Source organism: Streptacidiphilus neutrinimicus (genome assembly GCF_000787815.1).
Taxonomy (GTDB): domain Bacteria; phylum Actinomycetota; class Actinomycetes; order Streptomycetales; family Streptomycetaceae; genus Streptacidiphilus; species Streptacidiphilus neutrinimicus.
On the sequence record NZ_BBPO01000022.1, the window covers coordinates 3907 to 29934 of the forward strand.

The following is a 26028-nucleotide window of genomic DNA, read 5'->3' on the forward strand; positions in this document are numbered from 1 at the left end:
GAGCAGCGCCGCCCGCACCCGCGCGCCGCGCCGGGCCAGCCGCGCGCCGGCGTAGAGCGCGTCGCCGCCGTTGTCGCCGCTGCCCGCCAGGACCAGCACCCGGCTCGCGTAGACGCGGCCAGGCACGCCGTCGCGCAGCAGCTCCGCGCAGGTGGCGGCGAGTCCCGCGGCCGCCCGTTGCATCAGCGTGCCCTCGGGCAGACGGGCCATCAGCTCGCCCTCGGCCGCCCGGACCCACTCCACCGCATGTGCTCGACGCATGCCCGTCCGCTCCTTCGAGGCCCTGGAGGCTCAACCCTCGGCGATCACCACCGCCGACGCTACGCCCGCGTCGTGACTGAGGGAGAGATGCCACGACTTCACGCCCAGGCGCGCCGCGCACGCGGCGACCGTGCCGCGGACGGTCAGCACCGGGCGTCCGGTCGTCTCGGTGCGCACCTCGGCGTCGGTCCACTCCAGGTTGCCCGGCGCGCCGAGGGCCTTGGCCAGGGCCTCCTTCGCGGCGAACCGGGCCGCGAGCGAGGCGATGCCGCGCCGCTCCCCGCTGGGCAGCAGCAGCTCGTCGGGGGTGAAGAGGCGGTCGGCCATCGCGGGGGTGCGCTGCAGCGACTCCTCGAAACGTCTGATCTCCGCGACGTCGATGCCGACTCCGATGATCATGCGACTGCTCCCAATCGACGAAGAAGGGGTCCGGACGCGTGGCGCGTCCGGACCCCCACTCTTTCAGGGACGGTCTACTCGACCGTCACCGACTTGGCCAGGTTGCGTGGCTGGTCGACCTCGTGGCCCTTGGCCGTGGCCAGCTCGCAGGCGAAGACCTGCAGCGGGACGGTCGCGACCAGCGGCTGCAGCAGCGTCGGCGTCTGCGGGATGCGGACCAGGTGGTCGGCGTACGGCACGACCGCCTCGTCGCCCTCCTCCGCGATGACCAGGGTCTTCGCGCCGCGGGCGCGGATCTCCTGGATGTTGGAGACGATCTTGTCGTGCAGCACCGAGCGGCCGCGCGGCGACGGAACGACCACGACGACCGGCAGGCCCTCCTCGATCAGTGCGATCGGACCGTGCTTCAGCTCGCCTGCCGCGAAGCCCTCGGCGTGCATGTAGGCGAGCTCCTTGAGCTTGAGCGCGCCCTCCAGCGCCACCGGGTAGCCCACGTGGCGGCCGAGGAACAGGACGGACTTGGCGTCGGCCAGGGAGCGGGCCAGCTCGCGGACCGGCTCCATGGTCTCCAGCACCTGCTCGACCTGACGCGGCGCGTCGGCGAGCTGGCGGATGACCTCGAAGATCTCGTCGCCCCACTTGGTGCCGCGGACCTGGCCCAGGTACAGGGCGACCAGGTAGCAGGCGACCAGCTGGGTCAGGAACGCCTTGGTGGAGGCGACGGCGACCTCGGGGCCGGCGTGGGTGTAGAGCACGGCGTCCGACTCGCGCGGAATCGTGGAGCCGTTGGTGTTGCAGATGGCCAGCACCTTGGCGCCCTGCTCACGGGCGTGACGCAGCGCCATCAGGGTGTCCATGGTCTCGCCGGACTGGGAGATGGCGATGACCAGGGTCTGCGCGTCGAGGATCGGGTCGCGGTAGCGGAACTCCGAGGCGACCTCGACCTCGCAGGGGATGCGGGTCCAGTGCTCGATCGCGTACTTGGCGATCATGCCGGCATGGAAGGCGGTGCCGCAGGCGACGATGACGACCTTGTCGATCTCACGCAGGACCTGGTCGTCGATGCGCAGCTCGTCGAGGGTGAGCCGGCCGTCGGTGTCGATGCGGCCGAGGAGGGTGTCGGCGACGGCCTTCGGCTGCTCGGCGATCTCCTTGAGCATGAAGTAGTCGTAGCCGCCCTTCTCGGCGGCGGAGGCGTCCCAGTCCACGTGGTACTCGCGGAAGTCGCCCGGCTTGCCGTAGAAGTCGGTGATGGTGACGCCCTCACGGCGCAGCTCGACGACCTGGTCCTGGCCGAGCTCGATGGCCTCGCGGGTGTGCGCGATGAAGGCGGCCACGTCGGAGGCGAGAAAGTTCTCGCCCTCGCCGACGCCGACGACCAGCGGCGAGTTGCGGCGGGCCGCGACGACGACGCCCGCGGCGTCGGCGTGGGTGGCCACCAGGGTGAACGCGCCGTCCAGCTGGCGGCAGACGCCGCGCATGGCCTCGGCGAGGTCCAGCTCCGCGCCGCCTGCCCGCTGCGCGTCGACGGCCTCGGCCAGCAGGTGCGCGACGACCTCGGTGTCGGTCTCGGAGGCGAGCACGTGGCCGCGCTCGGTCAGCTCCAGGCGCAGCCGGGCGAAGTTCTCGATGATCCCGTTGTGCACGACGGCGACCTTGCCCGCGCCGCCCACGTGGGGGTGGGCGTTGGCGTCGGTCGGGCCGCCGTGGGTCGCCCAACGGGTGTGGCCTATCCCGACCGTGCCCGCGGCCAGGGGGGACTCGGCCAGCAGCGCCTCAAGATTGGCGAGCTTTCCGGCCTTCTTCGCGACCGCGAGGTCGCCTTCGGGGGTCTGCACGGCCACACCGGCCGAGTCGTATCCCCGGTACTCCAGGCGCCGCAGCCCGGACAGGACGACGTCCAGGGCGGGCTGCTCGCCCACGTAACCAACGATTCCGCACATCGCCCCAGCTTAAGGCCCACTCGCGGAGCCCTCGCCTCCGCTCGTGGGCCGAAATTGCGACGAGGCTCACAGCTTTACAAGGGACATAAGAGACAAGCGTTGGCAAAAGGGGGACTGACGGCCGATCGTGACGCCCGGTCAGCCCGCACGCCCGTCGATCGGCTTGTGCGCGGCTGCGCACTCCTGTGCCCGGCACAATGGGGCCCGTGCGGATTCGACTGCTCGGCCCCCTGTCCCTCACCGGCCCCGACGGCGACGCCGTCGACCTGAAGGGCGAACGCCTCCGCACCCTGCTCGTCGCCCTGGCGCTGACCGACGGCAGGCCCGTCTCGGTGCGCGCGCTGACCGAGACCCTCTGGCCCGACGAGCCGCCGGCCAACCCCGCCAACGCCGTGCAGGCGCTCGCCTCGCGGCTGCGCGCCGCGCTCGGCCGCGACGCGGTCGAGCTCACCCCGGCCGGCTACCGCCTGGGCCTCGACACGGACGTGGCCCAGTTCTCCCTTCTGCTCCGGGCCGGGGAGCACCGGCGCGCGCTCGCGCTGTGGCGCGGCGAGCCCGACCTCCCCGGCCACCCCGACGAGGTGCTCCGGCTGCGGTCGCTGTGGCGGTCGGCACAGGACGAGGTGGTCGACGCCGACCTCGCCGAAGGGAACGGCGAGCCGCACATCCCCGCGCTGCGCGCGGCCGTCGCCGCCGAGCCGCTGCGCGAACGCCCGCGCGCCCAGCTGCTGCGCGCGCTGCACCAGGCGGGACGGGACGCGGAGGCGCTGGCCGAGTACGAGCAGGCCCGCACCGTCCTCGCGGAGCAGTTGGGCGCCGACCCCTCCCCGCTGCTGAGGGACGCCCACCTGGCCGTCCTCGCCGGGCCCTTCGCCGCAGGGTCGCCGGCCGCCCCGTCCCCGTCAGGCCAGCCCCCGACCGCCCAGCCCCCGTCGGGCCTATCCCCTTCGGCCCAGCGCCTGTCGGCGGAGCCGGGCGCCCGGCACGCCCTGCCCGCCGCGCTGACCAGCTTCCTCGGCCGCGACGCGGAGGTCGCCGCCGTGCGCGCGGACCTCGCCGTCTCCCGACTGGTCACCCTCATCGGCCCCGGCGGCGCGGGCAAGACGCGGCTGGCCGTCGAGTCCGCCCGCAGCCACCCCACCCCGCTGCGCCTGGTCGAGCTGGCCCCGGTCAAGGACCCGGCCGACCTCGCGGGCACCGTGGCGGCGACGCTGCACTGGCGCGAGACCGTCCCGTCGCGCACTCACCCGGGCGGCAACCCGGCGGACGTCACCGAGCGGCTGATCAACGTCATCGGCGCGACCGAGCTGCTGCTGATCCTGGACAACTGCGAGCACCTGATCGACGCGGCCGCCGCGCTGGCCGCGCGGCTGCTCGCCGCCTGCCCGCATCTGCGGATCCTGGCCACCAGCCGGGAGCCGCTGGCCATCACCGGCGAGCGGCTGCGGCCGGTGCCGCCGCTCGCGCTGCCGGAGAGAACGTCCCTCGACGGCGCCGCGCGCGACGACGTCAGGCCCGCCAGGGCGTCCCACGACTACCCCGCCGTCCGGCTCTTCCTCGACCGCGCCCTCGCCGTACGGCCCGGCTGGACGCCGACCGACGCCGAGCTCGCCACGGTGGTGACCGTCTGCCGCGCGCTGGACGGCCAGCCGCTCGCGATCGAGCTGGCCGCGGCGCGCATGCGCTCGCTGGACCCGCAGGGCATCGCCGACCGGCTGACCCAGCGGTTCCGGCTGCTGACCGGCGGCAGCCGGGACGCGCTGCCGCGCCACCGCACGCTGCGCGCCGTCGTCGACTGGAGCTGGGACCTGCTGGAGGCGCCGGAACGCGCCCTGCTCGCCCGCCTCTCCGTCTTCTCCGGCCCGGCGGCCCTCGACGCGGTGGAACGTATCTGCCACACGGCGCAGCTGACCGAGGACCAGGTCTTCGACGTGCTCGCCTCCCTGGTCGACAAGTCGCTGGTGGTCCGCAGCGACTCCGGCCGCTACCGGCTGCTGGAGACCATCCGCGTCTACGCCGCCGAGCGCCTGGAGGAGGAGGGGGCCGCCACCGCCACCCGGGACGCGCACGCCGCCCACCACCTCGCCCTCGCCGAGCGGAACGAGCCCGAGCTCTACGGCCCCGGCCAGATCGCCGTCCTCGCAGCCTTCAACGCCGCACACGACGACCTGATCGCGGCCCTGCGCTGGTCCGTCGAGCGCCGCGACGCGGACACCGCGAACCGCCTGGTGGCCGCGCTCGGCTGGTACCTGTGGCGGCGCGGTGACCAGGGCGAGCACCTGCCGCTGGTGCACCAGGCGCTGGAGCTGCCCGCCGCCGACGTCGCGCCGCTGCCGCGCGCGATCGCCTCCGGCATCACGGCCCTCTACGCCCTCGACACGGACTGGATGCTGGCCTCGTCCCTGGAGATGCTCCACCAGGCGACGGCCCTGCGCGACGCCCTGCCGGCCCCCGCCGTCCACCCGCTGCTGCCACTGCTCGACATCATGACCGCCCTCTTCGAGCAGGAGGACTGGACCGTCACCGGTATGGCCCGGGGCCTTCTCGACGCCCCGCACCCGTGGGTCCGGGCCACCGGCCGGCTCTTCTTCGGCTTCGCGCTGCAGAACGACGGCCGTGCCGAGGAGGCCGAGGCCGCCCTGCGCGCGGCCTCCGAGCAGTTCCGCGAGGTCGGCGACCTGTGGGGGCGCTCCTTCTGCTGCTCGGGGCTGGCCGACTACGCGCTGTGGCGCGGCGAGGTGGACTCCGCTGTGGCGCTGTGGCAGCAGGCCATCGAGTTCGAGCAGCGGATGGGCGTCAATGCCGACGCGCCCGACTACCGGGCCCGCATGATCGCCGCACGGTACTCCGACGCCGAGAGCGCCGAGGCCGTCGCCGCGCTGGAGCGGCTGGTCGTGGCCGTGCGCGCCAACGGCGCCTGGTCACCCCTGCTGGTCACCCACAGCGCGCTGGCGAGCGCCTACCGGCGCACGGGAACGCCGGAACGGGGCCTGCCACTGCTGGAGGAGGCGCTGGGCCTGCTGCACCACCGGATCAACGGACTGCCGCAGATGAGGTCGGTGCTGCTGACCGAGCTCGGCCTCACCCTCGGCGCCTGCGACCGGCTCGACGAGGCGGCCGACGCCCACACCGACGCGCTGCGCGCCGCCGCCGAGTCCTACGACGGGCCGATCGTGGCCGCCGCCCTCCAGGGCTTCGGCGACCTGGCGCTGCGTCAGGGCGACCCGGAACGCGCGGCGTACCTGCTCGGCTCCGCGCACGGCCAGCGCGGCGTGCCGGACCGCTCCTCCCCCGAACTGGCCGCCAACCGCGAGGCCGCACGGGCCGCGCTCGGCGCGGAGCGCTTCGAGGCGGCCTACGCGCGCGGCCGGGCGAGCTCACGTGCGGAGCTGCTCGACCAGCTCGGTCTGGGCGACGTGCGCCCGGCCGGGGTCAGGAGCGCCGCGGACACGCCCTGACCGGCCCGCGGCCTCACCCGCGCGAGCCCTGGAGGCTCCGCAGCGCCCCGTCGAGCGCGCCGAGCGCCACCTGCCAGGACTCCTCCGTCGGCCGCCCGAGCCGGAACCGGTTCGCCGCCTCCAGGGTGACCCAGCCGTGCAGCGTGCTGCACAGCAGACGGACGGCGTCGATCCGCGCCGTGTCGTCCAGCGCGTAGCCGCGCAGCAGTGCCGCGCACGCGGCCACCACACGCTGACCGCCCTCGGACTCGACCGGGAGCTGGGTCGCCGCGTACCGCCCGGGACGCCCCTGCGCGAAGTCGCGGTAGGCGTTCGCGAAGGCCGCGAGCGCGGCGCGCCCCGCGCGGCCGGCCACCGCCTCGCCGAGCGCGTCCGCGAGCTCGTCCGCCGCCAGCGCGGCGACCCGCTCCCGCAGCTCGGCGAGGTTGCGCACGTGCGCGTAGAGGCTGGCGTCCGCGACGCCCACCCGGCGGGCCACCGCGGCGACGGTGAGCTTCTCGAAGCCGGCCTCGTCGGCCAGGTCCGCCGCCTCGCGGGCGACCCGGTCCGCGGTCAGGCCCATGCGTGCCAACGAGCACCCTCCACCTATAGCTGTTAATCATTTGCCTAGGGCTCCTAGGAAAGCCTACCGTCGGAACCATGCAGAAGCTCACCGAATCCCGGATCCGCGAGTCGTTCGTCAACTGCACCAAGGGCGAGGCCGCCCGCCTCCACATCCCCCGGGACCTGGACGAGCGTCCCTTCGCCGACCTCGACTTCCTCGGGTGGCGCGACCCGGGCGCGCCCGACCGCTGCGCGCTGGTCGCGGAGCGGCCGGACGGCTCGCTCGTCGGCATCGCCCTGCGCTTCCCGCCGCCGCAGCGCGGCTTCCTGCAGCGCAGCCTCTGCTCACTGTGCCTGACCACGCACCCCCGCAGCGGCGTCTCGCTGCTGACCGCCCGGCGCGCGGGCAAGGCCGGCCGGGAGGGCAACTCCGTCGGCCTCTACATGTGCACCGATCTCGCCTGCTCGCTCTACGTCCGGGGCCTCAAGCAGGCCGAGCCGGGGGCCCGGTTCGAGGAGTCGCTCAGCCAGGAGGAGCAGATCGAGCGCCTGAACACCAAGCTCGACGACTTCCTCGACAAGGTCCTGAGGTGAACACGAGCGCGCTTTGAGACATATCTCTCGGCGCGGACCTTCCGGTACTCGGCAGACAATAGGACGGTGCCCCCAACGCTGGAAGCCCAACGCCGCGCCGACGCGTCCCCCTTCGTCGACCTCGACCGCGCGGAGTGGAGCGCGCTCCACGAGCGCACGCCGCTGCCGCTGACCGCCGCCGAGCTGGAGCGGCTGCGCGGTCTCGGCGACGTCATCGACCTGCAGGAGGTCCAGGACGTCTACCTGCCGCTGTCACGGCTGCTGAACCTGTACGTGACGGCCACGGGCGCGCTCAGAGGCGCGCTCAACGACTTCCTCGACAGCAACGAGCACACCCACACCCAGTCCGGCACACCGTTCGTCATCGGCGTGGCCGGCTCCGTGGCCGTCGGCAAGTCCACGACGGCCCGCCTGCTGCAGGCCATGCTGGCCCGCTGGCCCGAGCACCCTCGCGTCGAGCTGGTCACCACCGACGGCTTCCTGCTGCCCAACGCCGAGCTGCGCCGCCGCGGCCTGATGTCCCGCAAGGGCTTCCCCGAGTCCTACGACCGCCGCGCGCTGACCCGCTTCGTCGCCGACGTGAAGTCGGGCAAGGAGGAGGTCACCGCGCCGGTCTACTCGCACCTCGTCTACGACATCGTCGAGGACGAGCGGCTGACCGTGCACCGCCCCGACATCCTCATCATCGAGGGCCTCAACGTGCTGCAGCCCGCCCTGCCGGGGCAGGACGGGCGCACGCGGGTCGCGGTGGCGGACTTCTTCGACTTCTCCATCTACGTCGACGCCCGCCCGGACGACATCGAGACGTGGTACCTGGACCGCTTCCGCAAGCTGCGCCAGACGGCGTTCCAGAACCCGGAGTCCTACTTCCGCCGCTACGCCGAGGTCCCGGAGGCCGAGGCGCTCGACTACGCCCGCCACCTGTGGCGCACGATCAACCGCCCCAACCTCGTCGAGAACGTGGCCCCGACCCGGGGCCGCGCCGACCTCGTCCTGCGCAAGGGCCCGGACCACAAGGTCCAGCGGGTCAGCCTGCGCAAGCTCTGACCGCGCCTCAGCCCTGCGGGGCCTGCGGCACCGGCGGCTGCACGCCCTGCGGCTGAGTGGGCTGGTACGGCGTGGTCTGCTGCGGCATCGGCTGCTGCGGCGCTTGCGGCGCATAGGCGTACGGCGCGGCGGCGTCGTACGGCTGCGGCGCACCCTGCGTCGGAACGTACGGCGCGGCGGCGTCGTACGGCTGCGGCGCACCCTGCGTCGGAACGTACGCCTGCGGCGCGGCGGCGTCGGCATGGCGCGACTTCCGCGAACGGAAGAAGTTGACGATCAGCGCCACCGGCAGGATGAACACCTTGAACAGGATGAGGTAGGACCCGCCGGTGAAGACGAAGCCCAGATAGATGCCGTAACCGAAGAAGCCGACACCGACGATCGCGTTGAAGATGCGCCAGCCGGTCGTCTGGCCACTGGAATTGAGCGCGGCGATGACCAGCATCGCGATGCCGCTGACCAGAAGCAGGACGACATAGGCCGAGAAACCGGGCGAACTGCTGAAATCAATGTTCAAGGCGGAGGCCCCCGTAGACGAAATCGGATAACGCCCGCGGACGCTATCCGATCCCGATCCCGCCTGTCACTCGGTTACTGCTGGGTCTTCGACTCCTCGGCGGCGAGCCGCACGCACAGCGCCACGGCCTCCATCGCCTCGCGCAGCTCGGTCAGCGAGGGGTAGCTCGGAGCCAGGCGGATGTGGTGGTCCCGCGGGTCGTGCCCGTACGGGAACGCCGCACCGGCCGGGGTGAGCGCCACACCGGCCTCCTTCGCCAGGCGCACGACCTCCGCCGCGCAGCCGTCCGGCACCTCCAGGCTGACGAAGTACCCGCCCTCGGGCCGGCTCCAGCGGGCGATCCCTCGTCCGCCGAGCTCGCGCTCCAACACGTGCTCGACCGTCTCGAAGCGCGGCGCGAGCAGCGCGCGGTGCTTGGCCATGTGCGCGAGCACGCCCTCGGTGTCGCCGAAGAAGCGGACGTGGCGCAGCTGGTTGACCTTGTCCGGGCCGATGGTCTGCTTCGACAGCAGCGCCTTCAGCCACTCGACGTTGCCCGTCGAGGAGCCGAAGAAGGCGACGCCCGAACCGGCCAGGGTGATCTTCGAGGTGGACGCGAAGACGAAGGCCCGGTCCGGGTTACCCGCCAGCGCGCAGGCCTCCAGGATGTCCGCGAGCTCGGCGCGCCGCTCGGTCAGGTCGTGGATCGCGTAGGCGTTGTCCCAGAGGATCCGGAAGTCCGGCGCGGCGGTCCGCATCGCCGCGAGGCGGCGCACGGTCTCGGCGCCGTAGACCTCACCGGACGGGTTGCTGTAGGCCGGGACGCACCAGATGCCCTTGATCCGCGGGTCCTCGGCGACCAGCCGCTCGACCTCGTCCATGTCCGGGCCCTGACCGGTGAGCGCGACCGGCACCATGGTGATGCCGAAGCGCTCGCACAGCCCGAAGTGCCGGTCGTAGCCCGGCACCGGGCACAGGAAGACCACCTCGTCCTCCTCCACCCACCGGCGCGGGGCGCCGGGCACGGGCGAGAGCAGGGCATTCGCGATGACGTCGTGCATGATCTGCAGGCTGGCGTTGCCCAGCGCCAGCAACTGGCCCTGCGGGATGCCGAGCAGCGGCGAGAAGATCTCCACCAGCTCGGGCAGCCCGGTCAGCCCGCCGTAGTTGCGGGTGTCCGAACCGTCGGCCGCGAGATAGTCGCCCTCCCCGGGCAGCTCCAGCATCCGGTTCGACAGGTTCAGCTGCTCGGGCGAGGGCTTGCCCCGCGTCAGATCCAGCTTCAGCCCCTTGGCCTGGAGCCCTGCGTATTCTTCACGAAGCGTCACTTCTACTCCCACAGTGGGTTGCCACATCTAGGGGCGCGGGGCTCTGCTGATGTGCGGCTCCGCCGCGCGGGCGCGAGAACCACCTGCGTACGGATGGCCCCGCACGTGCGGGGACCCACCGCCTCGGGTGGCTTGTCGCGCGCACGCGGTCAGTCAAGCGCCGCCCACGCCCCTGGAGGGTGCCTAGCCGAGCCTCTGCCGAACAACTTCCGCGAGCCGCTCGCAGACGCTCTGCGCCTGCTCGTGGTTCGCGGCCTCCACCATCACACGGACCAGCGGCTCCGTCCCGGAGGGACGCAGCAGGACCCGGCCGGTCTCGCCGAGCTCCGCCTCCGCCTCCGCCACCGCGTCCAGCAGCGCCTCGTCCTGCGCGGCGCGCGCCTTGTCCACGCCCTTGACGTTGATCATGACCTGCGGCAGCCGCGTCATCACGCCGGCCAGCTCGCCCAGCGGCTTGCCCGTCGCGGCGACGCGAGCCGCCAGCATCAGGCCGGTCAGCGTTCCGTCGCCGGTGGTCGCGTGCTCCAGCAGGATCACGTGGCCGGACTGCTCGCCGCCGAGGGTGTAGCCGTGCTGCTTCATGGACTCCAGCACGTAGCGGTCGCCGACCGCGGTCTGGACGAGGTCGATGCCCTCGCGCTCCAGCGCCAGCTTGAAGCCCAGGTTGGACATGACCGTCGCCACGACGGTGTCCTTCGCCAGCGCGCCCGAGTCCCGCAGGCCCAGCGCGAGCACGGCGAGGATCTGGTCGCCGTCGATCTCGTTGCCCTCGCGGTCCACCGCGAGGCAGCGGTCGGCGTCGCCGTCGTGGGCGATGCCGAGGTCCGCGCCGTGCTCGACGACGGCCGCGCGCAGCGGGCCGAGGTGGGTCGAGCCGATGCCGTCGTTGATGTTGAGGCCGTCCGGCTCGGCGCCGATGACGGCGACGACGTCGGCGCCCGCGGCGCGGAAGGCCTGCGGGGAGGCGGCCGCTGCGGCGCCGTGGGCGGCGTCGATGACGACCTTCAGGCCGTCCAGGCGGTTCGGCAGCGCGCCGAGCAGGTGCTGGACGTACTGGTCGAGCCCGGCCTCGTGGTCGCGGACGCGACCCACCGCGGCGCCGGTCGGGCGGGACCACTCCTCCGTGCCGAAGCGCTCGTAGTGCGCCTCGATGGCGTCCTCGATCGCGTCGTCGAGCTTGTGGCCGCCCTTGGCCAGGAACTTGAGGCCGTTGTCGGGCATCGGGTTGTGACTGGCGGACAGCATCACGCCGAAGTCCACGCCCAGCGCGTCGGTCAGGTACGCGACCGCCGGGGTCGGCAGCACGCCGAGACGCAGCACGTCCACGCCCGAGCTCGCGAGGCCGGCGACGACCGCGGCCTCCAGGAACTCACCGGAGGCCCTCGGGTCCCGACCGACCACGGCCACCGGACGGTGACCCTCGAACGCGCCCAGATCACCGAGCACGTGCGCGGCGGCGACGGACAGACCCATCGCCATCTCCGCGGTCAGATCCACGTTCGCCAGTCCGCGAACGCCGTCGGTACCAAAGAGTCGTCCCATACTGCTGAAACCTTCCGGGTGACGCGTAACGCCGGATATGAACGAACCACGCCCTGGGAACACACGGTGCTCCCAGGGCGTGGCGAAAACCAGCTCCCCCATGCGATGCGGCGGAGCGGGGTGCGACTTAGCGCTTGCTGTACTGCGGCGCCTTACGGGCCTTCTTGAGACCGGCCTTCTTGCGCTCGACGGCACGCGGGTCACGCGTCAGGAAGCCGGCCTTCTTCAGCGCCGGGCGGTTGGCGTCGACGTCGGCCTCGTTCAGGGCGCGGGCGACACCGAGACGCAGGGCGTAGGCCTGGCCGGAGATGCCGCCACCGTTGATACGGGCGACGACGTCGTAACGACCGTCCAGCTCAAGGATCTTGAACGGGTCGTTCACGGTCTGCTGGTGCACCTTGTTGGGGAAGTACTCCTCCAGGGTGCGACCGTTGATCTTCCACTGGCCGGTGCCGGGGACGATGCGCACGCGGGCGATCGCCTCCTTGCGGCGACCCAGGCCGGCGCCCGGAAGGGCCTCGCCGAACCGGGAGGGAAGGGACTCGCTGGTGTACTCGGTCTCCTCGACCTCGAAGGTCTCCTCGACCTCGAGGGGGAGCTCAGCAGTGGTCTCGGCCACGGTTGTCCTCTGTTCTTCTCGTCAGATTTGGGGTGTGGCCGGTCTTACTGAGCGACCTGGGTGATCTCGAACGCCACCGGCTGCTGGGCAGCGTGGGGGTGCTGGTCGCCCGAGTACACCTTCAGCTTCGAGAGCATCTGACGACCCAGGGAGTTCTTCGGGAGCATGCCCTTGATGGCCTTCTCGACGGCCTTCTCGGGGTTCTTGTCCATCAGCTCGTCGTAGCGGACGGACCGCAGACCACCCGGGTAGCCAGAGTGGCGGTAGGCCATCTTCTGGGTCTTCTTGTTGCCGGACAGGTGCACCTTGTCCGCGTTGATGATGATGACGAAGTCACCCATGTCAACGTGCGGCGCGTACACCGGCTTGTGCTTGCCCCGCAGAAGGGAGGCGGCCTGAGAGGCCAGACGGCCGAGGACAACGTCCTGGGCGTCAATGACGAGCCACTGACGCTGGACGTCGCCGGGCTTGGGGCTGTACGTACGCACGGTCGTAGCCTTCGCTTTTCAGTGAGTGTGTGCCTGACAGGACCGCCTGGACGATCGGAGCAGCCTGCGCACCCTCGATCCGGACGCAATCGGATCTTCGGGGCCGCCGCTCATCGACCTGGCGGACCGGCGTACCGACCTCTCACGTGAGATAGAGCGAGCCAATACGCACAACGAACTCGCAGAATACCGGCCCGGCGGCTGGCGGGTCAAAACGCCGCCCACGCACCGTGCCGGTTATCCACAAGCTGTGCACCAGTCTACGTCCCGCTTCAGCGTTCCCGCGCCACGCGCCGCTCGTCCCAGACCGGCTCAGGGGCCTCGTAGACCCGTCCGTCCGCGCCGAACACCAGGAAACGGTCGAAGGAACGGGCGAACCAGCGGTCGTGTGTGACGGCCAGCACTGTTCCGTCGAAGGCCTCCAGGCCCTCCTGCAGCGCCTCGGCGCTCTCCAGGTCCAGGTTGTCGGTGGGCTCATCCAGCAGCAGGGCCGTCGCGCCCGACAACTCCAGGCGCAGGATCATCAACCGCGCCTGCTGGCCGCCGGAGAGGCTCTCGAACCGGACCGCCTCCTGGTGATGCAGCTCATAGCGCCGCAGCACGCTCATCGCCGCCTTGCGGTCCAGCGCGTGCTCGGACTCGAGGATCTCCCGGGCGGTGCGGCCGTGCAGCTCCGGATGGGCGTGGGTCTGCGCGAAGTGGCCCGGGACGACGCGGGCGCCGAGCTTCCAGGCGCCCGCGTGAGCGACCGGCTCGCCCGCCACCAGCCGCAGGAAGTGCGACTTGCCGGAGCCGTTCGAGCCCAGCACCGCGACCCGCTCGCCGTAGTAGACCTCCAGGTCGAACGGCTTCATCAGCCCGGTCAGTTCCAGCTGCTCGAAGGTGAAGGCGCGCACGCCGGTGCGCCCGCCCTTGAGCCGCATCGTGACCGCCTGCTTGCGCGGCGGCTCCGGCGGCGGGCCGGCCTCCTCGAACTTGCGCAGCCGGGTCTGCATGGCGGAGTACCGCGAGGCCATGTCGGGCGACCGCTTCGCGAACTCGCGCAGCTCCACCACCAGCTTCTTGAGCTGGGTGTGCTTCTCGTCCCAACGGCGGCGCAGCTCCTCGAAGCGGGCGAAGCGCTCCTCGCGGGCCTCGTGGTAGGTCGAGAAGCCGGCCCCGTGCACCCAGATCTCGCTGCCGTCGACGCCCGTCTCCACGCTGACGATCTTCTTGGCGGCGTTGTTCAGCAGCTCGCGGTCGTGGGAGATGAAGAGCACCGTCTTGCGGGTCTCCGCCAGCTGCTCCTCCAGCCAGCGCTTGCCCGGCACGTCCAGGTAGTTGTCCGGCTCGTCCAGCAGCAGCACCTCGTCCGGGCCGCGCAGCAGCGACTCCAGGACCAGCCGCTTCTGCTCGCCGCCGGAGAGGGTGTTGAGCGCCCGCCACTGCGCCCGCTCGTAGGGGGTGCCCAGGGCGGCCATGGTGCAGACGTCCCAGACGGTCTCGTAGTCGTAGCCGCCCGCGTCCGCCCAGTCCGCCAGCGCCTGCGCGTAGGCGAGCTGGGTCTCCTCGTCCTCCTGCGTCATCATCGCCAGCTCGGCCGCGTCCACGGCCCGCGCGGCGTTCTTGACCTTGGCCGGGGCGACCGAGACCAGCAGGTCGCGCACGGACGCGTCGGGCGCCAACGGCCGCTCCGCGCCGTCGTCCTGCTGCGTCGCCTCGCGGCCGGTCGTGCCGACGAACTGGCGCATCACGCCGAGCCCGCCGCTGACGGTGACCGTGCCGCCGTGCGGCTTCAGGTCGCCCGCGATCAGTCGCAGCAGCGTGGTCTTGCCGGCGCCGTTGGCGCCGACCAGCGCGACGGCGGCGCCCTCGCCGACCCGGAAGGACGCGTCGCCGAACAGCACCCGTCCGTCCGGCAGGTAGTACTCCAGGTGAGAGATCTCGACGTGTCCCATGAGCAGCGATTGTTGGTTCCGGAGGCGGTCACGGGCAAACCGGTTTTTCCGCCCGCTCGCCCACACCCAGTACGATTCCGGCGCATGACGACAGGGTCTGGTCAGCAGGGCGAATCGCCGGAGGGCCGTCAGGGCACGCCGCTCCCCCGCCGCGGCGCGCAGCAGCACGGGCGGATACCGACGCAGTACGCCCCGGGCAGCGGAAGACTCCGCGCCGCAGCGAGAAGCGCGGCGCGCAGCGCGCTCAGCACCGCGGTGCGCGTCCGCCCCGGCGCCCCCGAGCCGCCGATCCCGGAGCCCCAGCAGGGCGCGCCGGGAGCCACCGCGACGCGGACCGCCACGGCGTTCGCGATCCGGCCGGGCACCCCCGCGGACGACTCCCCCACGCCCGACCTGGACGAGCTCACCCAGCCCTACGCCGCCACCAACGTGCGCCGCCGCCGCTTCCGCCGGCGCACCCTCGCGCTGGGCGCGGCCGTCGTCCTCTTGGCGGGCGGCACCGCGGCCGCGCTGGCGGTCAGCGGCCACCAGGGCCGCTCGGGCCGCCACAGCTCAGCGGCGGCGCCGACCAGCCCGTCGGCGCAGCCCACGACGCCCTCCGCGGTGCCCTCGGCCGTCCCCTCGGCGCAGCCGACGCCCAGCCCCACCCTGCTCGACCCGCTCACGCTGCTCTCCAGCGCGGCCACCGACAAGGCGCCGCTCAGCGCGGCCACGCTCTTTCCGGGCAAGAGCGTCACCGTCAACGGCCATTCCTACACCCAGGCACTGACAGCGACCTCGTTGTGCGCGGCGGCGGCCTCACCGGCGCTCGCGACCGTGCTCGCCAAGAACGGCTGCCAGGGCATCTTCCGCGCCACCTACGGAAACGGCTCGGCGGAGGTCACCGTCGGTATCGCCGTCTTCGACAGCGCGGCCGAGGCGAACGCGGTCAAGGGCGCCGCCGCTACCGGCAACATCTCGTCCCTGTTCGGCGGCCCGGTCAAGCCGTTCTGCCAGAAGCAGGTCTGCCGGATCTCCAGCAACGCCGTGGGCCGCTACGCCTACTTCACCGTGGCCGGATACCCGGACGGCAGGCCGGTCCCGGCCAACGACACGACCGCCCTCGCGGCCGGCAACGACCTCGCCACCCTGGCCTTCCAGAACCTCGCCGAGCGCGGCCGCACCGAGGCGGCCGCCGCTCACTGACCCCCGAGCACCCTCAGTCGCCGGGCGGCACGGTTCCGCTCGGCGAGCAGCTCGTCGGCCGGGTAGCCGACCTCCTCCAGGGTCAGTCCGTAGGGCCGCACGACGTTGACGGCGGAGTTCCGCACCCCGCCGGCCAGCACCTCGGCCGGGAAGTCCAGCGGCCGCTGACCGCCGCCGACGAGCAGCATGGAGCCGACCAGGGCGCGCACCATGTTGTGGCAGAACGCGTCGGCCCGGACGGTCCCGACGACCAGGCCGGGGACTCCGGGGCCGAGGAGCGCGTCGCCCTCGGTGCGCTCCCAGGAGAACTCCAGCAGCTCCCGGATGGTCGTCGCGCCCTCGCGCTTCTTGCAGTACGCCGCGAAGTCGTGCTCGCCGATCAGACGTCGGGCCGCCTCGTTCATCAACGCCACGTCCAGCGGCCGGTCGTGCCAGAGCACATGGCCGCGCCGCAGCGGGTCGACGCCGCCCTGGGTGTCGCAGACGCGGTAGGCGTACCGCCGCCAGACCGCGCTGAAGCGGGCGTCGAACCCGGCCGGGGCCTCGGAGAGCCGCCACACCCGGATGTCCCCGGGCAGCCGCCCGGCGAGGCGGCGCAGCAGCTTCTCGCCCTCGGTCTGCCAGATCGCCTCCGGGAGGTCGACGTGAGCCACCTGACCGCGCGCGTGCACCCCGGCGTCCGTACGCCCCGCGACCGTCAGCGGGAAGATCTCCCGCTGCCGCGTCACGACGGAGACGGCCTCCTCCAGCTCCTGCTGGACGGTCCGCCGCCCGTTCTTCTGCCGCGCCCAGCCCGAGAAGTCCGCGCCGTCATAGGCCAGGTCCAGCCGGATCCGGACGAAGCCCTCGGCGGGGCCGTCCTTGCGAGGCTCTTCTTCGCAGCTCATCTGTTCCTCTGAGTCGAAAAACGGACCCGCCCCCTCGGAAGGGAACGGGTCCGTCGTGGATCACGCGGGAGGATTACTCCGCCGCGGTCTCCTCCGTCTTCGCGGCGACCTTGGTCGCGGCCTCGGCCTCGCCGACGGCCTCCTGGGCCACGGTCAGGCCCTCGACCAGCTCGATGACGGCCATGGGCGCGTTGTCGCCACGGCGCGTACCGATCTTGGTGATACGGGTGTAGCCACCCGGACGGTTCTCGTAGCGAGGACCGATCTCGGTGAAGAGGGTGTGCAGAACCGCGATGTCCGTGATGACCTTGCGGACCTCACGGCGGTTGTGCAGATCACCCTTCTTCGCCTTGGTGATCAGCTTCTCCGCGTACGGACGCAGACGGCGGGCCTTGGCCTCCGTCGTGGTGATGCGGCCGTGCTGGAACAGCTCACGGGCCAGACCGGCGAGCAGCAGACGCTCGTGGGACGGGCCGCCGCCGAGGCGGGCACCCTTGGCGGGCTGAGGCATGGTGTCTCCTTCAATATCCGGCGTCGGCCGTATGAGGAACCGGGCCGGGCGTACGGGCAGTGCGCCCGCACGACTTAGACATACAGCTAACAAGAGTACGGGACCGCCGAGGCGGTCCCGTACCCTCCCCCAGCCTTCGGCAGGGGGGTCACCCCAGGCAATGCCAGGAGTCAGAAGACTCAGTACTGCTCGGTCTCCGCGAAGCCCGTGTCGTCGTCGTCGGCGCCGAAGGCGTCGGCGGCGGCGGTCGGGTCGAATCCGGGCGGGCTGTCCTTGAGGGCCAGGCCCATGCCGGCCAGCTTCGCCTTGACCTCGTCGATCGACTTCGCACCGAAGTTGCGGATGTCGAGCAGGTCGGCCTCGGAGCGGGCGACGAGCTCACCCACGGTGTGGATGCCCTCGCGCTTGAGGCAGTTGTAGGAGCGGACGGTGAGCTCCAGCTCCTCGATCGGCAGTGCCAGGTCGGCGGCCAGGGCGGCGTCCGTCGGGGACGGGCCCATGTCGATGCCCTCGGCGTCGAGGTTGAGCTCGCGCGCCAGGCCGAACAGCTCGACCAGGGTCTTACCGGCCGACGCCATCGCGTCACGCGGACGCATGGCCGGCTTGGTCTCGACGTCGACGATCAGCTTGTCGAAGTCGGTGCGCTGCTCGACACGGGTGGCCTCGACCTTGTAGGTGACCTTCAGCACGGGGCTGTAGATCGAGTCGACCGGGATACGGCCGATCTCCTGGCCGGACTGCTTGTTCTGCACGGCGGAGACGTAGCCGCGACCGCGCTCGACGGTCAGCTCCATCTCCAGCTTGCCCTTGCCGTTCAGCGTGGCGAGGACCAGCTCGGGGTTGTGCACCTCGACACCCGCCGGCGGCGCGATGTCGGCGGCGGTGACCAGGCCCGGACCCTGCTTGCGCAGGTACATCACGACCGGCTCGTCGTGCTCCGAGGAGACGACCAGCTGCTTGATGTTGAGGATCAGGTCGGTGACGTCCTCCTTGACGCCCGGCACGGTGGTGAACTCGTGCAGCACGCCGTCGATCCGGATGCTGGTGACAGCGGCGCCCGGGATCGAGGAGAGGAGGGTACGACGGAGCGAGTTGCCGAGGGTGTAGCCGAAGCCCGGCTCCAGCGGCTCGATGACGAACCGGGAGCGGAACTCGTCGACAACCTCTTCGGTCAGCGTCGGGCGCTGAGCGATCAGCATGAGGGAAATCCTCCAGATAGATCTTCGGCACCCACTATTTGATGCCGACGAAAGCAAGGATACGGCCTCCGGGTGAACCGGAGGCCGTATCCCAAGAGCGTTGGCTCAGAAGCGCATCAGACGCGACGACGCTTCGGCGGGCGGCAGCCGTTGTGCGGGACGGGGGTGACGTCCTGGATGGAGCCGACCTCCAGGCCGGTGGCCTGGATGGAGCGGATCGCGGTCTCACGACCGGAGCCCGGGCCCTTGACGAAGACGTCGACCTTGCGCATGCCGTGCTCCTGCGCGCGGCGAGCAGCGGCCTCGGCGGCCATCTGCGCGGCGAACGGGGTCGACTTGCGGGAGCCCTTGAAGCCGACGTGGCCCGAGGACGCCCAGGCGATCACGTTGCCGGACGGGTCTGTGATCGAGACGATCGTGTTGTTGAACGTGCTCTTGATGTGGGCGTGCCCGTGAGCGACGTTCTTCTTCTCCTTGCGGCGGATCTTCTTCGCGCCGGCAGCCTGACGGCCCTTGGGAGGCATGAGCTGATTTCTCCTACTGAGGTGGTCGGTCCGCTAGCCCAGCGGGCCGGATTAAGTCCGGTGTGTGGGGCGGACTACTACTTCTTGCCCGGCTTCTTCTTGCCGGCAATCGCGCGACGCGGGCCCTTGCGGGTACGCGCGTTGGTGTGGGTGCGCTGACCGCGGACCGGCAGGCCACGGCGGTGGCGCAGGCCCTCGTAGCAGCCGATCTCGACCTTGCGGCGGATGTCGGCGGCGACGGCGCGGCGGAGGTCACCCTCGACCTCGAAGTTCGCGTCCACGAACTTCTGCAGCTTGACCAGGTCGTCCTCGGTGATGTCGCGGACGCGGATGTCCGGGTTCACACCGGTCTCGTCCAGCGCCTTCTTCGCGAGGGTGCGGCCGATGCCGTAGACGTAGGTGAGGGCGATCTCGATCCGCTTCTCGCGGGGGAGATCAACGCCACTGAGGCGTGCCATGGATCTGGCTCCTGTTGTTTCCTCGGAGGTCTGACGCGACACCTACCCGTTCAGCTCCCGCTGATCGAGCCCCGGCCTCCGACCGGGGGTGGCAGTCCGTCCGTCGCCGTGTGCAACGAGCGGATCGGGTGTCCCGTTTCATGTTGTTTTTCGCGTCGCGCGAAGAGTTACGACCCGTACAGGGGGTGAAATCAGCCCTGGCGCTGCTTGTGGCGCAGGTTCTCGCAGATCACCATGACCCGGCCGTGACGGCGGATCACCTTGCACTTGTCGCAGATCTTCTTGACGCTCGGCTTGACCTTCATCTGACTGTCAATCTCCGGGTCTGGATCTGCTGGTTACTTGTACCGGTAGACGATGCGACCACGGGTCAGGTCGTACGGGCTGAGCTCGACGACGACCCGGTCGTCCGGGAGGATGCGGATGTAGTGCATGCGCATCTTGCCGCTGATGTGCGCGAGAACTTTGTGACCGTTCTGCAGTTCCACCTTGAACATCGCGTTCGGCAGAGACTCGATCACGGTGCCCTCGATCTCGATGGCGCCTTGCTTCTTGGCCATAATCCTGCGGAATTCGCCTTCCGGAATCGACTACCGTAGTCGGCACTCACGCAGGGACCTGGACAGGTCCACCCTCAGCCCGGTATCGGGCGAGGACATGCGGAAGCAAGCTACGAGTGAGCCGACACAGCAGTCTACGTCAGTGGGCAAGTGAACGCGAAATCAACCCAGCGGGTCGGGGGCGACGGTCACGCCCAGCTCGGCCAGCTTCGCCTTCCCGCCGTCGAAGGCGGTGAGGACGAACGGGCCCTCCTCCGTCAGCGCGACGGAGTGCTCCCAGTGCGAGGACCAGGTGCCGTCGTTGCTGACGACCGTCCACTCGTCCTTGAGCACGTGCGTCTTCGGGGTGCCGAGCGTGATCATCGGCTCGATGGCGACGCAGAAGCCGGGGACCAGCTTCATGCCGCGGCCACGCCGGCGGTCGACGTAGTTCAGCAGGTGCGGGTCCATGTGCATGGCGGAGCCGATGCCGTGGCCGCCGTAGTCCTCGACGATGCCGTACTTGCCGCGCGGCGGCAGCGGCTGGCGGCGGATGAAGGTCTCGATGCCGCGGCTGATGTCCGAGAGCCGGTTGTTCATTTTGACCTGGGCGATGCCGGCCCACATCGAGCCCTCGGTGGTCGCGCTCAGCGCGTGCAGCTCCGGCGCGTGGCCGCCGCCGACGAAGACGGTGACGGCGGCGTCGCCGTGCCAGCCGTCGACGATCGCGCCACAGTCGATGGAGATCATGTCGCCGTCGTTGAGCACCCGTTCGCCGGGGATGCCGTGGACCACCTCCTCGTTGACGGAGGCGCAGATCACACCGGTGAAGCCGTGGTAGCCGAGGAAGTTGGAGGTGGCACCGTGGCCCTCGATGACCTTCTTCGCGATGGCGTCGAGCTCACCGGTGGTCACCCCGGGAACGGCCGCCTCGCTCGCCGCCTTCAGCGCCTCGGCCACGATCAGCCCGGCCTCCCGCATCTTCGCGATCTGCTCGGGCGTCTTGATCTCAACCATGCACTCTTCCCGCTCTCCTCAACGTGTGACCACAACGCACTGCGGCCGTGACATCCCTCCAGGGTGTCACGGCCGCAGCCCAGGCATGAAACCGCCGGGAGAGGAACCTCAGTCGTTCGCGTTCTCCCGCAGCGCGGCGATCGCGCGCTCGGTGACCTCGTCGACCTTGCCGAGGGCGGAGATCGTGGTGACCAGCCCCTGCTTGGCGTAGTACTCGATGATCGGCTCGGTCTCCGTGTGGTAGACCTCGAGCCGGGTGCGCACGGTCTCCTCGCTGTCGTCCGAGCGCTGGTACAGCTCACCGCCGCAGATGTCGCAGACGCCCTCGACCGCCGGCGGGTTGTACAGCACGTGGAAGATGTGGCCGCTGTCATTGCGGCACAGGCGGCGGCCGGCGATGCGCCGGACCACCTCGTCCTCGGGAACCTCCAGGTCCAGCACGCCGTCGAGGGCGATGCCGAACTCCGCGAGGATCTCGTCCAGCGCGACGGCCTGCGCGGTGTTGCGCGGGAAGCCGTCCAGCAGGAATCCGTTGCCGGAGTCGTCGTGCCGGAGGCGGTCCTTCACCATCGCGATGGTGACCTCGTCGGGTACCAGCTTGCCCGTGTCCATGATGCTCTTCGCGAGGCGGCCGAGCTCGGTGCCCTGCGAGATGTTGGCGCGGAACAGGTCGCCGGTGGACACGTGCGGGATGGACAGGGTCTTGGCCAGCAGCGCGGCCTGAGTACCCTTCCCGGCCCCCGGGGGTCCGACGAGGACGATACGCATCAGCGGAGGAACCCTTCGTAGTTGCGCTGCTGGAGCTGGCTCTCGATCTGCTTCACAGTTTCAAGGCCGACACCCACAACGATGAGGATGCTCGTGCCGCCGAACGGGAAGTTCTGCGACGCCGAGAACAGCCCGAGTGCGATCAGGGGCACCAGGGCGATGACGCCCAGGTAGAGCGAGCCCGGCCAGGTGATCCTGGTCAGCACATAGTTCAGGTATTCCGCCGTCGGGCGGCCGGCCCGGATGCCCGGGATGAACCCACCATACTTCTTCATGTTGTCGGCGACTTCTTCGGGGTTGAAGGAGATCGCCACGTAGAAGAAGGCAAAGAAGACAATCAGGACGAAGTACAGAATCATGTAGAGCGCGCTGTCACTGTTCTTCGCCAGGTTCTGCTCGATCCACTCTCCCCAGCCCTTCTGGGTGGAGCCGCTGAGCTGCACGACCAGCGCGGGGATGTAGAGCAGCGAGCTCGCGAAGATGACAGGGATCACACCCGCCTGGTTCACCTTCAGCGGGATGTAGGTCGACGTCCCGCCGTAGGCACGCCGCCCGATCATGCGCTTCGCGTACTGGACCGGGATCCGGCGCTGCGCCTGCTCGACGAAGACCACCAGGCCGACCATGCACAGGCCCATCGCGATGACGATGAAGAAGGTCAGCCAGCCCTTGCTCGCCTTGATGCTCCACAGCTGCGACGGGAACTGCGCCGCGACCGAGGTGAAGATGAGGATCGACATGCCGTTGCCGATGCCGCGGTCGGTGACGAGCTCACCCAGCCACATGATGACGGTGGTGCCGGCGGTCATCGTGATGACCATGGTGGCGACGGTGAAGACCGACTGGTTCGGGACGACGGTGCTGCCGGGGCAGGCGTTGCCGAAGAGCGCGCCGTTCTGGGCGGTCGCGGAGATCGCGGTGGCCTGGAGCACCGCGAGGGCGATGGTCAGGTAGCGCGTGTACTGCGTGATCTTCGCCTGACCGGCCTGGCCCTCCTTCTTGAGGGCGTCGAGGCGCGGGATCACCACGGTCAGCAGCTGCAGGATGATGCTCGACGTGATGTACGGCATGATCCCGAGCGCGAAGACGGTGATCTGGAGCAGCGCGCCGCCGGAGAACAGGTTCACCAGGCCGAGCAGCTGGTTGCCGCCGCCCTTCTGCATACCGGTGATGCACTGCTGCACGCCCGCGTAGTTCACGCCCGGCACAGGGATGTGCGCGCCCATCCGGAACACGACCATGATGCCCAGCGTGAACAGCAGCTTCTTGCGCAGGTCGGGCGTCTTGAACGCCCGGGCGAACGCGGTGAGCACGGGGCCTCCTGCTGCTCCCGGCCGACTGAGGCGGGGAGGGACGGTGGATCAGGGGGGCGCCGTCTGAGTGGCACCGCCGGGTTGCGGCTTGTACCGAGACGGGTGGCCAACCTACAAGTGGACTCCACGGACTCTAACAGTGCTCGCCCCCCCAACTGAAGTGCGCTGTCCCCGATCAAGCCGAAAGAGTCGCTTCGGCAGCGGTGGCCGTCCGCGGACAACACGATGCGCACACTCATCAGCATTCGGGCCGATCCCAGCAAATACGGACAAGATCATCAGGCTGCCCGCCCAATCATCCGGCCATCGGTATCGACCCCCTCCAATCGGAGGTCGCGCTCCCGCCCCCAGGAGGGTGTACGGAGCGATGAATTCATGGAAAATTTCGGAGTCGGCCATAGCGCCGAGCGGATCACCGAATTCCGATTCCCTGGACTGCGCTATTTCTCCAGCCAGAGGGCGCGACCGGTGGCTTCCTCGGGCAGGACACCAAGTCCTGCGAAGGGCCGGCCGGGGTTGTCAGCACCGGCTTCGATGCCTCCATCGAGCCCCAGCACAAAGCCGCGGCCACGGCGCTCGACAGCAATACTCATGGCCTCCCCCATGGCCCGGCCCGACCGACCATGTCCGGGGCGGCCCGCAAAAGTATGTAGGTCATATACACATGCGGGCGATCCGATCGCTCCTGCCGGTTGGTGCATACTCAAAACAGCCATATCGGCCCTGCCCGGCCCCGGGGACTGCCGAGCTGCCTGCCGACTGCAGCACCGCGCCCCCTGTTGCCGCACCCCGTCGCCCAAGGGGACTTGTCCGATCTGTCCGACTGCCGGTGCCCCAAGGAGTAATTGACCCGTGAATTGCCCATGAACAGCGGCTCGAGGCCCCCGCTGGCCCATCCCGGACTGGTAGACAGGACTCCATCCGGGGGACGGCCAATCGAACGACCGAGGCTTCCTTTGCTGCTCCGCTCGCTCCGACGCACGCCTGTATGGCTGCCCCCGGCCGTGTTGGCGCTCCTGATGGGTTTCTGGCATCTCGGCCGCCCGCTGCTGTGGCGTGACGAACTGGCCACCTGGAGCGCGACCAGCCGGAGCCTCGGGCACGTCTGGGGTCTGCTCGGCAACGTCGACGCCGTCTCGGGCGCCTACTACATCTTCCTGCACGGCTGGACGGCCGTGTTCGGCGACTCGGCCGTCGCCCTGCGCACACCGAGCGTCCTCGCCGTCGGACTCGCCGCGGGCCTGACGGCCGCGCTCGGCAAGCGCCTGTTCGGCGCCCGCGCGGGTCTCTGGGCGGGCCTGCTCTTCGCCCTCGTCCCGGCGGTGCTGCGGTACGCGCAGGAGGCGCGCTCCTACGGCATGGTCACCGCGGCCGCCGTGCTGGCCACCTGGCAGCTGGTCCGCGTCCTCGACTGCAAGCCGGAGTGGTCGCGGCGCAGGATGCGGTTGGAGTGGCTCGGCTACGCGGGCGCTCTGGTCCTCACCGGCCTGCTGCACCTGGTCGCCCTGGCGGTGCTGGCCTCCCACCTGTGGCTGGTCTGGACGCGCCGCCGTCGCGCGTGGCGGGGCCTGCTGGCCGCGACCGTGCTCGCGCTCGCCGTGCTGTCGCCACTGCTGATCGCGGGCCGCGCGGAGTCCGGGCGGCAGATCAACTGGATCCAGCGGCCGAACCTGCTGGCCTTCCCCGGCATGGTCCACGACCTCACCTTCGCGTGGCCGGTCAGCATCGCGCTGCTGGTGCTGGCGCTCGTCGCCTGCACCTCCCGCGACGGGCTGCGCTTCCTGCCGGTGCCGTTCCTGCCGATCGTGGTGGTCTGGATCGCCTCCCAGGGGTCGAACTCCTACTGGGTGGAGCGCTACCTGCTCTTCACGGTCCCGCTGTGGACCGTCCTGGCCGGGGCGGGCGCCGAGCGGCTGCCGCGCGGGCGCTGGGCCGCGCCGGTCGCCGTCGTCGTGGTCGCGGCACTGGGGTTCACCAGCCTGAAGGACCAGAGCGGCCCGTGGTCCCACACCGGCACCGACTGGCGCACGGCGGCCCGGACCATCTCCACCGGCTTCCGGCCCGGCGACGCGATGGTCCCGGAACGGGGCGGCGCGTCGGTCTACATGCTCGACCTGGGCCTCGACTACTACCTCCCCGCGAAGGTCCACCCCAAGGACCTCTTCCTGGCGCGGACCGCGGTCGCCCGGGACGACCTCATGGCCACCGAGTGCGCGGTCCCGACGGCCTGCCTCGACGGGGCGCCGCGGCTCTGGGTGGTCACCTTCGGCCATGCCCGCGATCCCCTCGCCGGACTCCCCCAGCCCGAGCAGGCCGCCCTGCGGGCGCACTACACCGTCGTCGGCATCGACCACGTCAAGGGGCTGACCGTCGGGCTGCTGACCCTCTCCTGAACGAGCGGCCGAGCAAGCGGGGCGGGCGAGTGGGTCGAGCAGCGGGTCCGGAGAGACCGCCGGAAACGCATCGGGCCCGGCTCCCCCCGAGAGGGGAGCCGGGCCCGAGTGTCAGCGACGAGCTCAGATGAGCTCGGTCACCGTGCCGCCGGCGGCGGTGATCTTCTCAGCGGCGGAGCCGGAGACGGCGTCGACCGACACCTGCAGCGCCACGGAGATCTCGCCGGTGCCGAGCACCTTGACGAGCGCGTTCTTGCGAACCGCACCCTTCGCGACCAGGTCCTCGACCGTGACCTCGCCACCCTGCGGGTAGAGCGCGGCCAGCTTGTCGAGGTTGACGACCTGGAACTCGACGCGGAACGGGTTCTTGAAGCCCTTCAGCTTCGGCAGACGCATGTGGAGGGGCATCTGCCCACCCTCGAAGCGCTGCGGAACCTGGTAACGGGCCTTCGTGCCCTTGGTACCACGACCAGCGGTCTTACCCTTGGACGCCTCACCACGACCGACACGGGTCTTGGCGGTCTTGGCACCCGGGGCGGGACGCAGGTTGTGGATCTTCAGCGGGTTCTGCTCCGCCAT

At 70.7% G+C, this 26028-nt stretch carries 26 protein-coding genes and 1 pseudogene; 5 read left to right on the forward strand and 22 right to left on the reverse strand.

What is annotated here, in order from left to right:
• From TR48_RS16165 to glmS, 3 genes and pseudogenes are all read right to left on the reverse strand, one after another.
• A pseudogene (locus tag TR48_RS16165) lies at positions 1-261 on the reverse strand (NAD(P)H-hydrate epimerase); the annotation flags it as partial.
• A gap of 30 nt (positions 262-291) precedes the next feature.
• On the reverse strand, positions 292-660 hold the full coding sequence (locus TR48_RS16170; RefSeq protein WP_042367607.1) for a holo-ACP synthase: 369 nt from the start codon (positions 658-660) through the stop codon (positions 292-294).
• Positions 661-734: 74 nt separating this feature from the next.
• Positions 735-2603: a glutamine--fructose-6-phosphate transaminase (isomerizing) gene (gene glmS, locus TR48_RS16175; RefSeq protein ID WP_084729485.1), complete on the reverse strand. Its 1869-nt coding sequence runs from the start codon at positions 2601-2603 to the stop codon at positions 735-737.
• Between the two features lie 206 nt (positions 2604-2809).
• On the opposite strand from glmS, the gene TR48_RS16180 reads away from it, so the two are divergent.
• A complete protein-coding gene (locus TR48_RS16180) occupies positions 2810-6061 on the forward strand; it encodes an ATP-binding protein (protein ID WP_042367799.1) in 3252 nt (1083 codons plus the stop codon).
• A 13-nt stretch (positions 6062-6074) separates the two neighbouring features.
• On the opposite strand, the gene TR48_RS16185 is transcribed toward TR48_RS16180, so the two are convergent.
• Positions 6075-6623 carry a TetR/AcrR family transcriptional regulator gene (locus tag TR48_RS16185; protein ID WP_369405584.1) on the reverse strand — a complete coding sequence of 183 codons (549 nt, stop codon included), beginning with the start codon at positions 6621-6623 and terminating at the stop codon, positions 6075-6077.
• A 77-nt stretch (positions 6624-6700) separates the two neighbouring features.
• Between TR48_RS16185 and TR48_RS16190 the strand changes: the two genes are divergently transcribed.
• The gene (locus TR48_RS16190) at positions 6701-7198 is read left to right on the forward strand and encodes an FBP domain-containing protein (RefSeq protein WP_042367613.1); all 498 of its coding nucleotides are present in this window, start codon (positions 6701-6703) and stop codon (positions 7196-7198) included.
• Between the two features lie 66 nt (positions 7199-7264).
• Complete coding sequence (gene coaA / locus TR48_RS16195; RefSeq protein ID WP_042367615.1) at positions 7265-8245, forward strand: type I pantothenate kinase; 981 nt, start codon at positions 7265-7267, stop codon at positions 8243-8245.
• A 7-nt stretch (positions 8246-8252) separates the two neighbouring features.
• On the opposite strand, the gene TR48_RS41955 is transcribed toward coaA, so the two are convergent.
• The 6 genes from TR48_RS41955 to TR48_RS16225 form a co-directional block, all read right to left on the reverse strand.
• Positions 8253-8762, reverse strand: a complete 510-nt coding sequence (locus TR48_RS41955; protein WP_152628001.1) for a hypothetical protein — start codon at positions 8760-8762, stop codon at positions 8253-8255.
• 74 nt (positions 8763-8836) lie between these two features.
• Positions 8837-10069 carry an aspartate aminotransferase type Ic gene (locus tag TR48_RS16205; protein WP_439654472.1) on the reverse strand — a complete coding sequence of 411 codons (1233 nt, stop codon included), beginning with the start codon at positions 10067-10069 and terminating at the stop codon, positions 8837-8839.
• A gap of 183 nt (positions 10070-10252) precedes the next feature.
• Positions 10253-11611, reverse strand: a complete 1359-nt coding sequence (glmM, locus tag TR48_RS16210; protein WP_042367619.1) for a phosphoglucosamine mutase — start codon at positions 11609-11611, stop codon at positions 10253-10255.
• Positions 11612-11738: 127 nt separating this feature from the next.
• Positions 11739-12230, reverse strand: coding sequence for a 30S ribosomal protein S9 (gene rpsI / locus TR48_RS16215; protein WP_042367622.1), 492 nt, complete (start codon positions 12228-12230; stop codon positions 11739-11741).
• A gap of 44 nt (positions 12231-12274) precedes the next feature.
• A complete protein-coding gene (rplM, locus tag TR48_RS16220; RefSeq protein ID WP_042367625.1) occupies positions 12275-12718 on the reverse strand; it encodes a 50S ribosomal protein L13 in 444 nt (147 codons plus the stop codon).
• 272 nt (positions 12719-12990) lie between these two features.
• Positions 12991-14655: an ABC-F family ATP-binding cassette domain-containing protein gene (locus tag TR48_RS16225; protein ID WP_042367627.1), complete on the reverse strand. Its 1665-nt coding sequence runs from the start codon at positions 14653-14655 to the stop codon at positions 12991-12993.
• Positions 14656-14739: 84 nt separating this feature from the next.
• On the opposite strand from TR48_RS16225, the gene TR48_RS16230 reads away from it, so the two are divergent.
• Positions 14740-15840 (forward strand): hypothetical protein, encoded by a 1101-nt coding sequence (locus TR48_RS16230; RefSeq protein WP_152628002.1) that lies wholly within the window; start codon positions 14740-14742, stop codon positions 15838-15840.
• Here TR48_RS16230 and truA read toward each other — a convergent pair.
• From truA to TR48_RS43265, 11 genes are all read right to left on the reverse strand, one after another.
• The gene (gene truA, locus TR48_RS16235) at positions 15834-16727 is read right to left on the reverse strand and encodes a tRNA pseudouridine(38-40) synthase TruA (RefSeq protein ID WP_042367629.1); all 894 of its coding nucleotides are present in this window, start codon (positions 16725-16727) and stop codon (positions 15834-15836) included. The two genes, TR48_RS16230 and truA, sit on opposite strands and share 7 nt — an antisense overlap.
• Before the next feature lie 73 nt (positions 16728-16800).
• Positions 16801-17238 carry a 50S ribosomal protein L17 gene (rplQ, locus tag TR48_RS16240; protein WP_042367630.1) on the reverse strand — a complete coding sequence of 146 codons (438 nt, stop codon included), beginning with the start codon at positions 17236-17238 and terminating at the stop codon, positions 16801-16803.
• A gap of 179 nt (positions 17239-17417) precedes the next feature.
• Positions 17418-18437, reverse strand: coding sequence for a DNA-directed RNA polymerase subunit alpha (locus TR48_RS16245; protein ID WP_042367633.1), 1020 nt, complete (start codon positions 18435-18437; stop codon positions 17418-17420).
• 116 nt (positions 18438-18553) lie between these two features.
• Positions 18554-18961: a 30S ribosomal protein S11 gene (rpsK, locus tag TR48_RS16250; RefSeq protein WP_042367634.1), complete on the reverse strand. Its 408-nt coding sequence runs from the start codon at positions 18959-18961 to the stop codon at positions 18554-18556.
• Between the two features lie 77 nt (positions 18962-19038).
• Entirely contained in the window at positions 19039-19419 is a 381-nt protein-coding gene (gene rpsM / locus TR48_RS16255) for a 30S ribosomal protein S13 (protein WP_042367636.1), read from the reverse strand.
• Positions 19420-19610: 191 nt separating this feature from the next.
• On the reverse strand, positions 19611-19724 hold the full coding sequence (gene rpmJ / locus TR48_RS16260) for a 50S ribosomal protein L36 (RefSeq protein WP_009740505.1): 114 nt from the start codon (positions 19722-19724) through the stop codon (positions 19611-19613).
• A gap of 33 nt (positions 19725-19757) precedes the next feature.
• A complete protein-coding gene (gene infA, locus TR48_RS16265) occupies positions 19758-19979 on the reverse strand; it encodes a translation initiation factor IF-1 (protein WP_003956442.1) in 222 nt (73 codons plus the stop codon).
• Between the two features lie 162 nt (positions 19980-20141).
• Positions 20142-20975, reverse strand: a complete 834-nt coding sequence (gene map / locus TR48_RS16270) for a type I methionyl aminopeptidase (protein WP_042367646.1) — start codon at positions 20973-20975, stop codon at positions 20142-20144.
• Between the two features lie 108 nt (positions 20976-21083).
• The gene (locus TR48_RS16275; RefSeq protein ID WP_042367647.1) at positions 21084-21743 is read right to left on the reverse strand and encodes an adenylate kinase; all 660 of its coding nucleotides are present in this window, start codon (positions 21741-21743) and stop codon (positions 21084-21086) included.
• Positions 21743-23056 (reverse strand): preprotein translocase subunit SecY, encoded by a 1314-nt coding sequence (gene secY / locus TR48_RS16280; protein WP_042367649.1) that lies wholly within the window; start codon positions 23054-23056, stop codon positions 21743-21745. The genes TR48_RS16275 and secY overlap by 1 nt, the downstream gene beginning before the upstream one ends.
• Positions 23057-23496: 440 nt before the next feature.
• Positions 23497-23649, reverse strand: coding sequence for a hypothetical protein (locus tag TR48_RS43265; RefSeq protein ID WP_161789841.1), 153 nt, complete (start codon positions 23647-23649; stop codon positions 23497-23499).
• 426 nt (positions 23650-24075) lie between these two features.
• Here TR48_RS43265 and TR48_RS16285 point away from each other — a divergent pair, with 426 nt between their 5' ends.
• A complete protein-coding gene (locus TR48_RS16285) occupies positions 24076-25449 on the forward strand; it encodes a glycosyltransferase family 39 protein (protein WP_052442712.1) in 1374 nt (457 codons plus the stop codon).
• Positions 25450-25572: 123 nt separating this feature from the next.
• On the opposite strand, the gene rplO is transcribed toward TR48_RS16285, so the two are convergent.
• Positions 25573-26028 (reverse strand): 50S ribosomal protein L15, encoded by a 456-nt coding sequence (rplO, locus tag TR48_RS16290; protein WP_042367651.1) that lies wholly within the window; start codon positions 26026-26028, stop codon positions 25573-25575.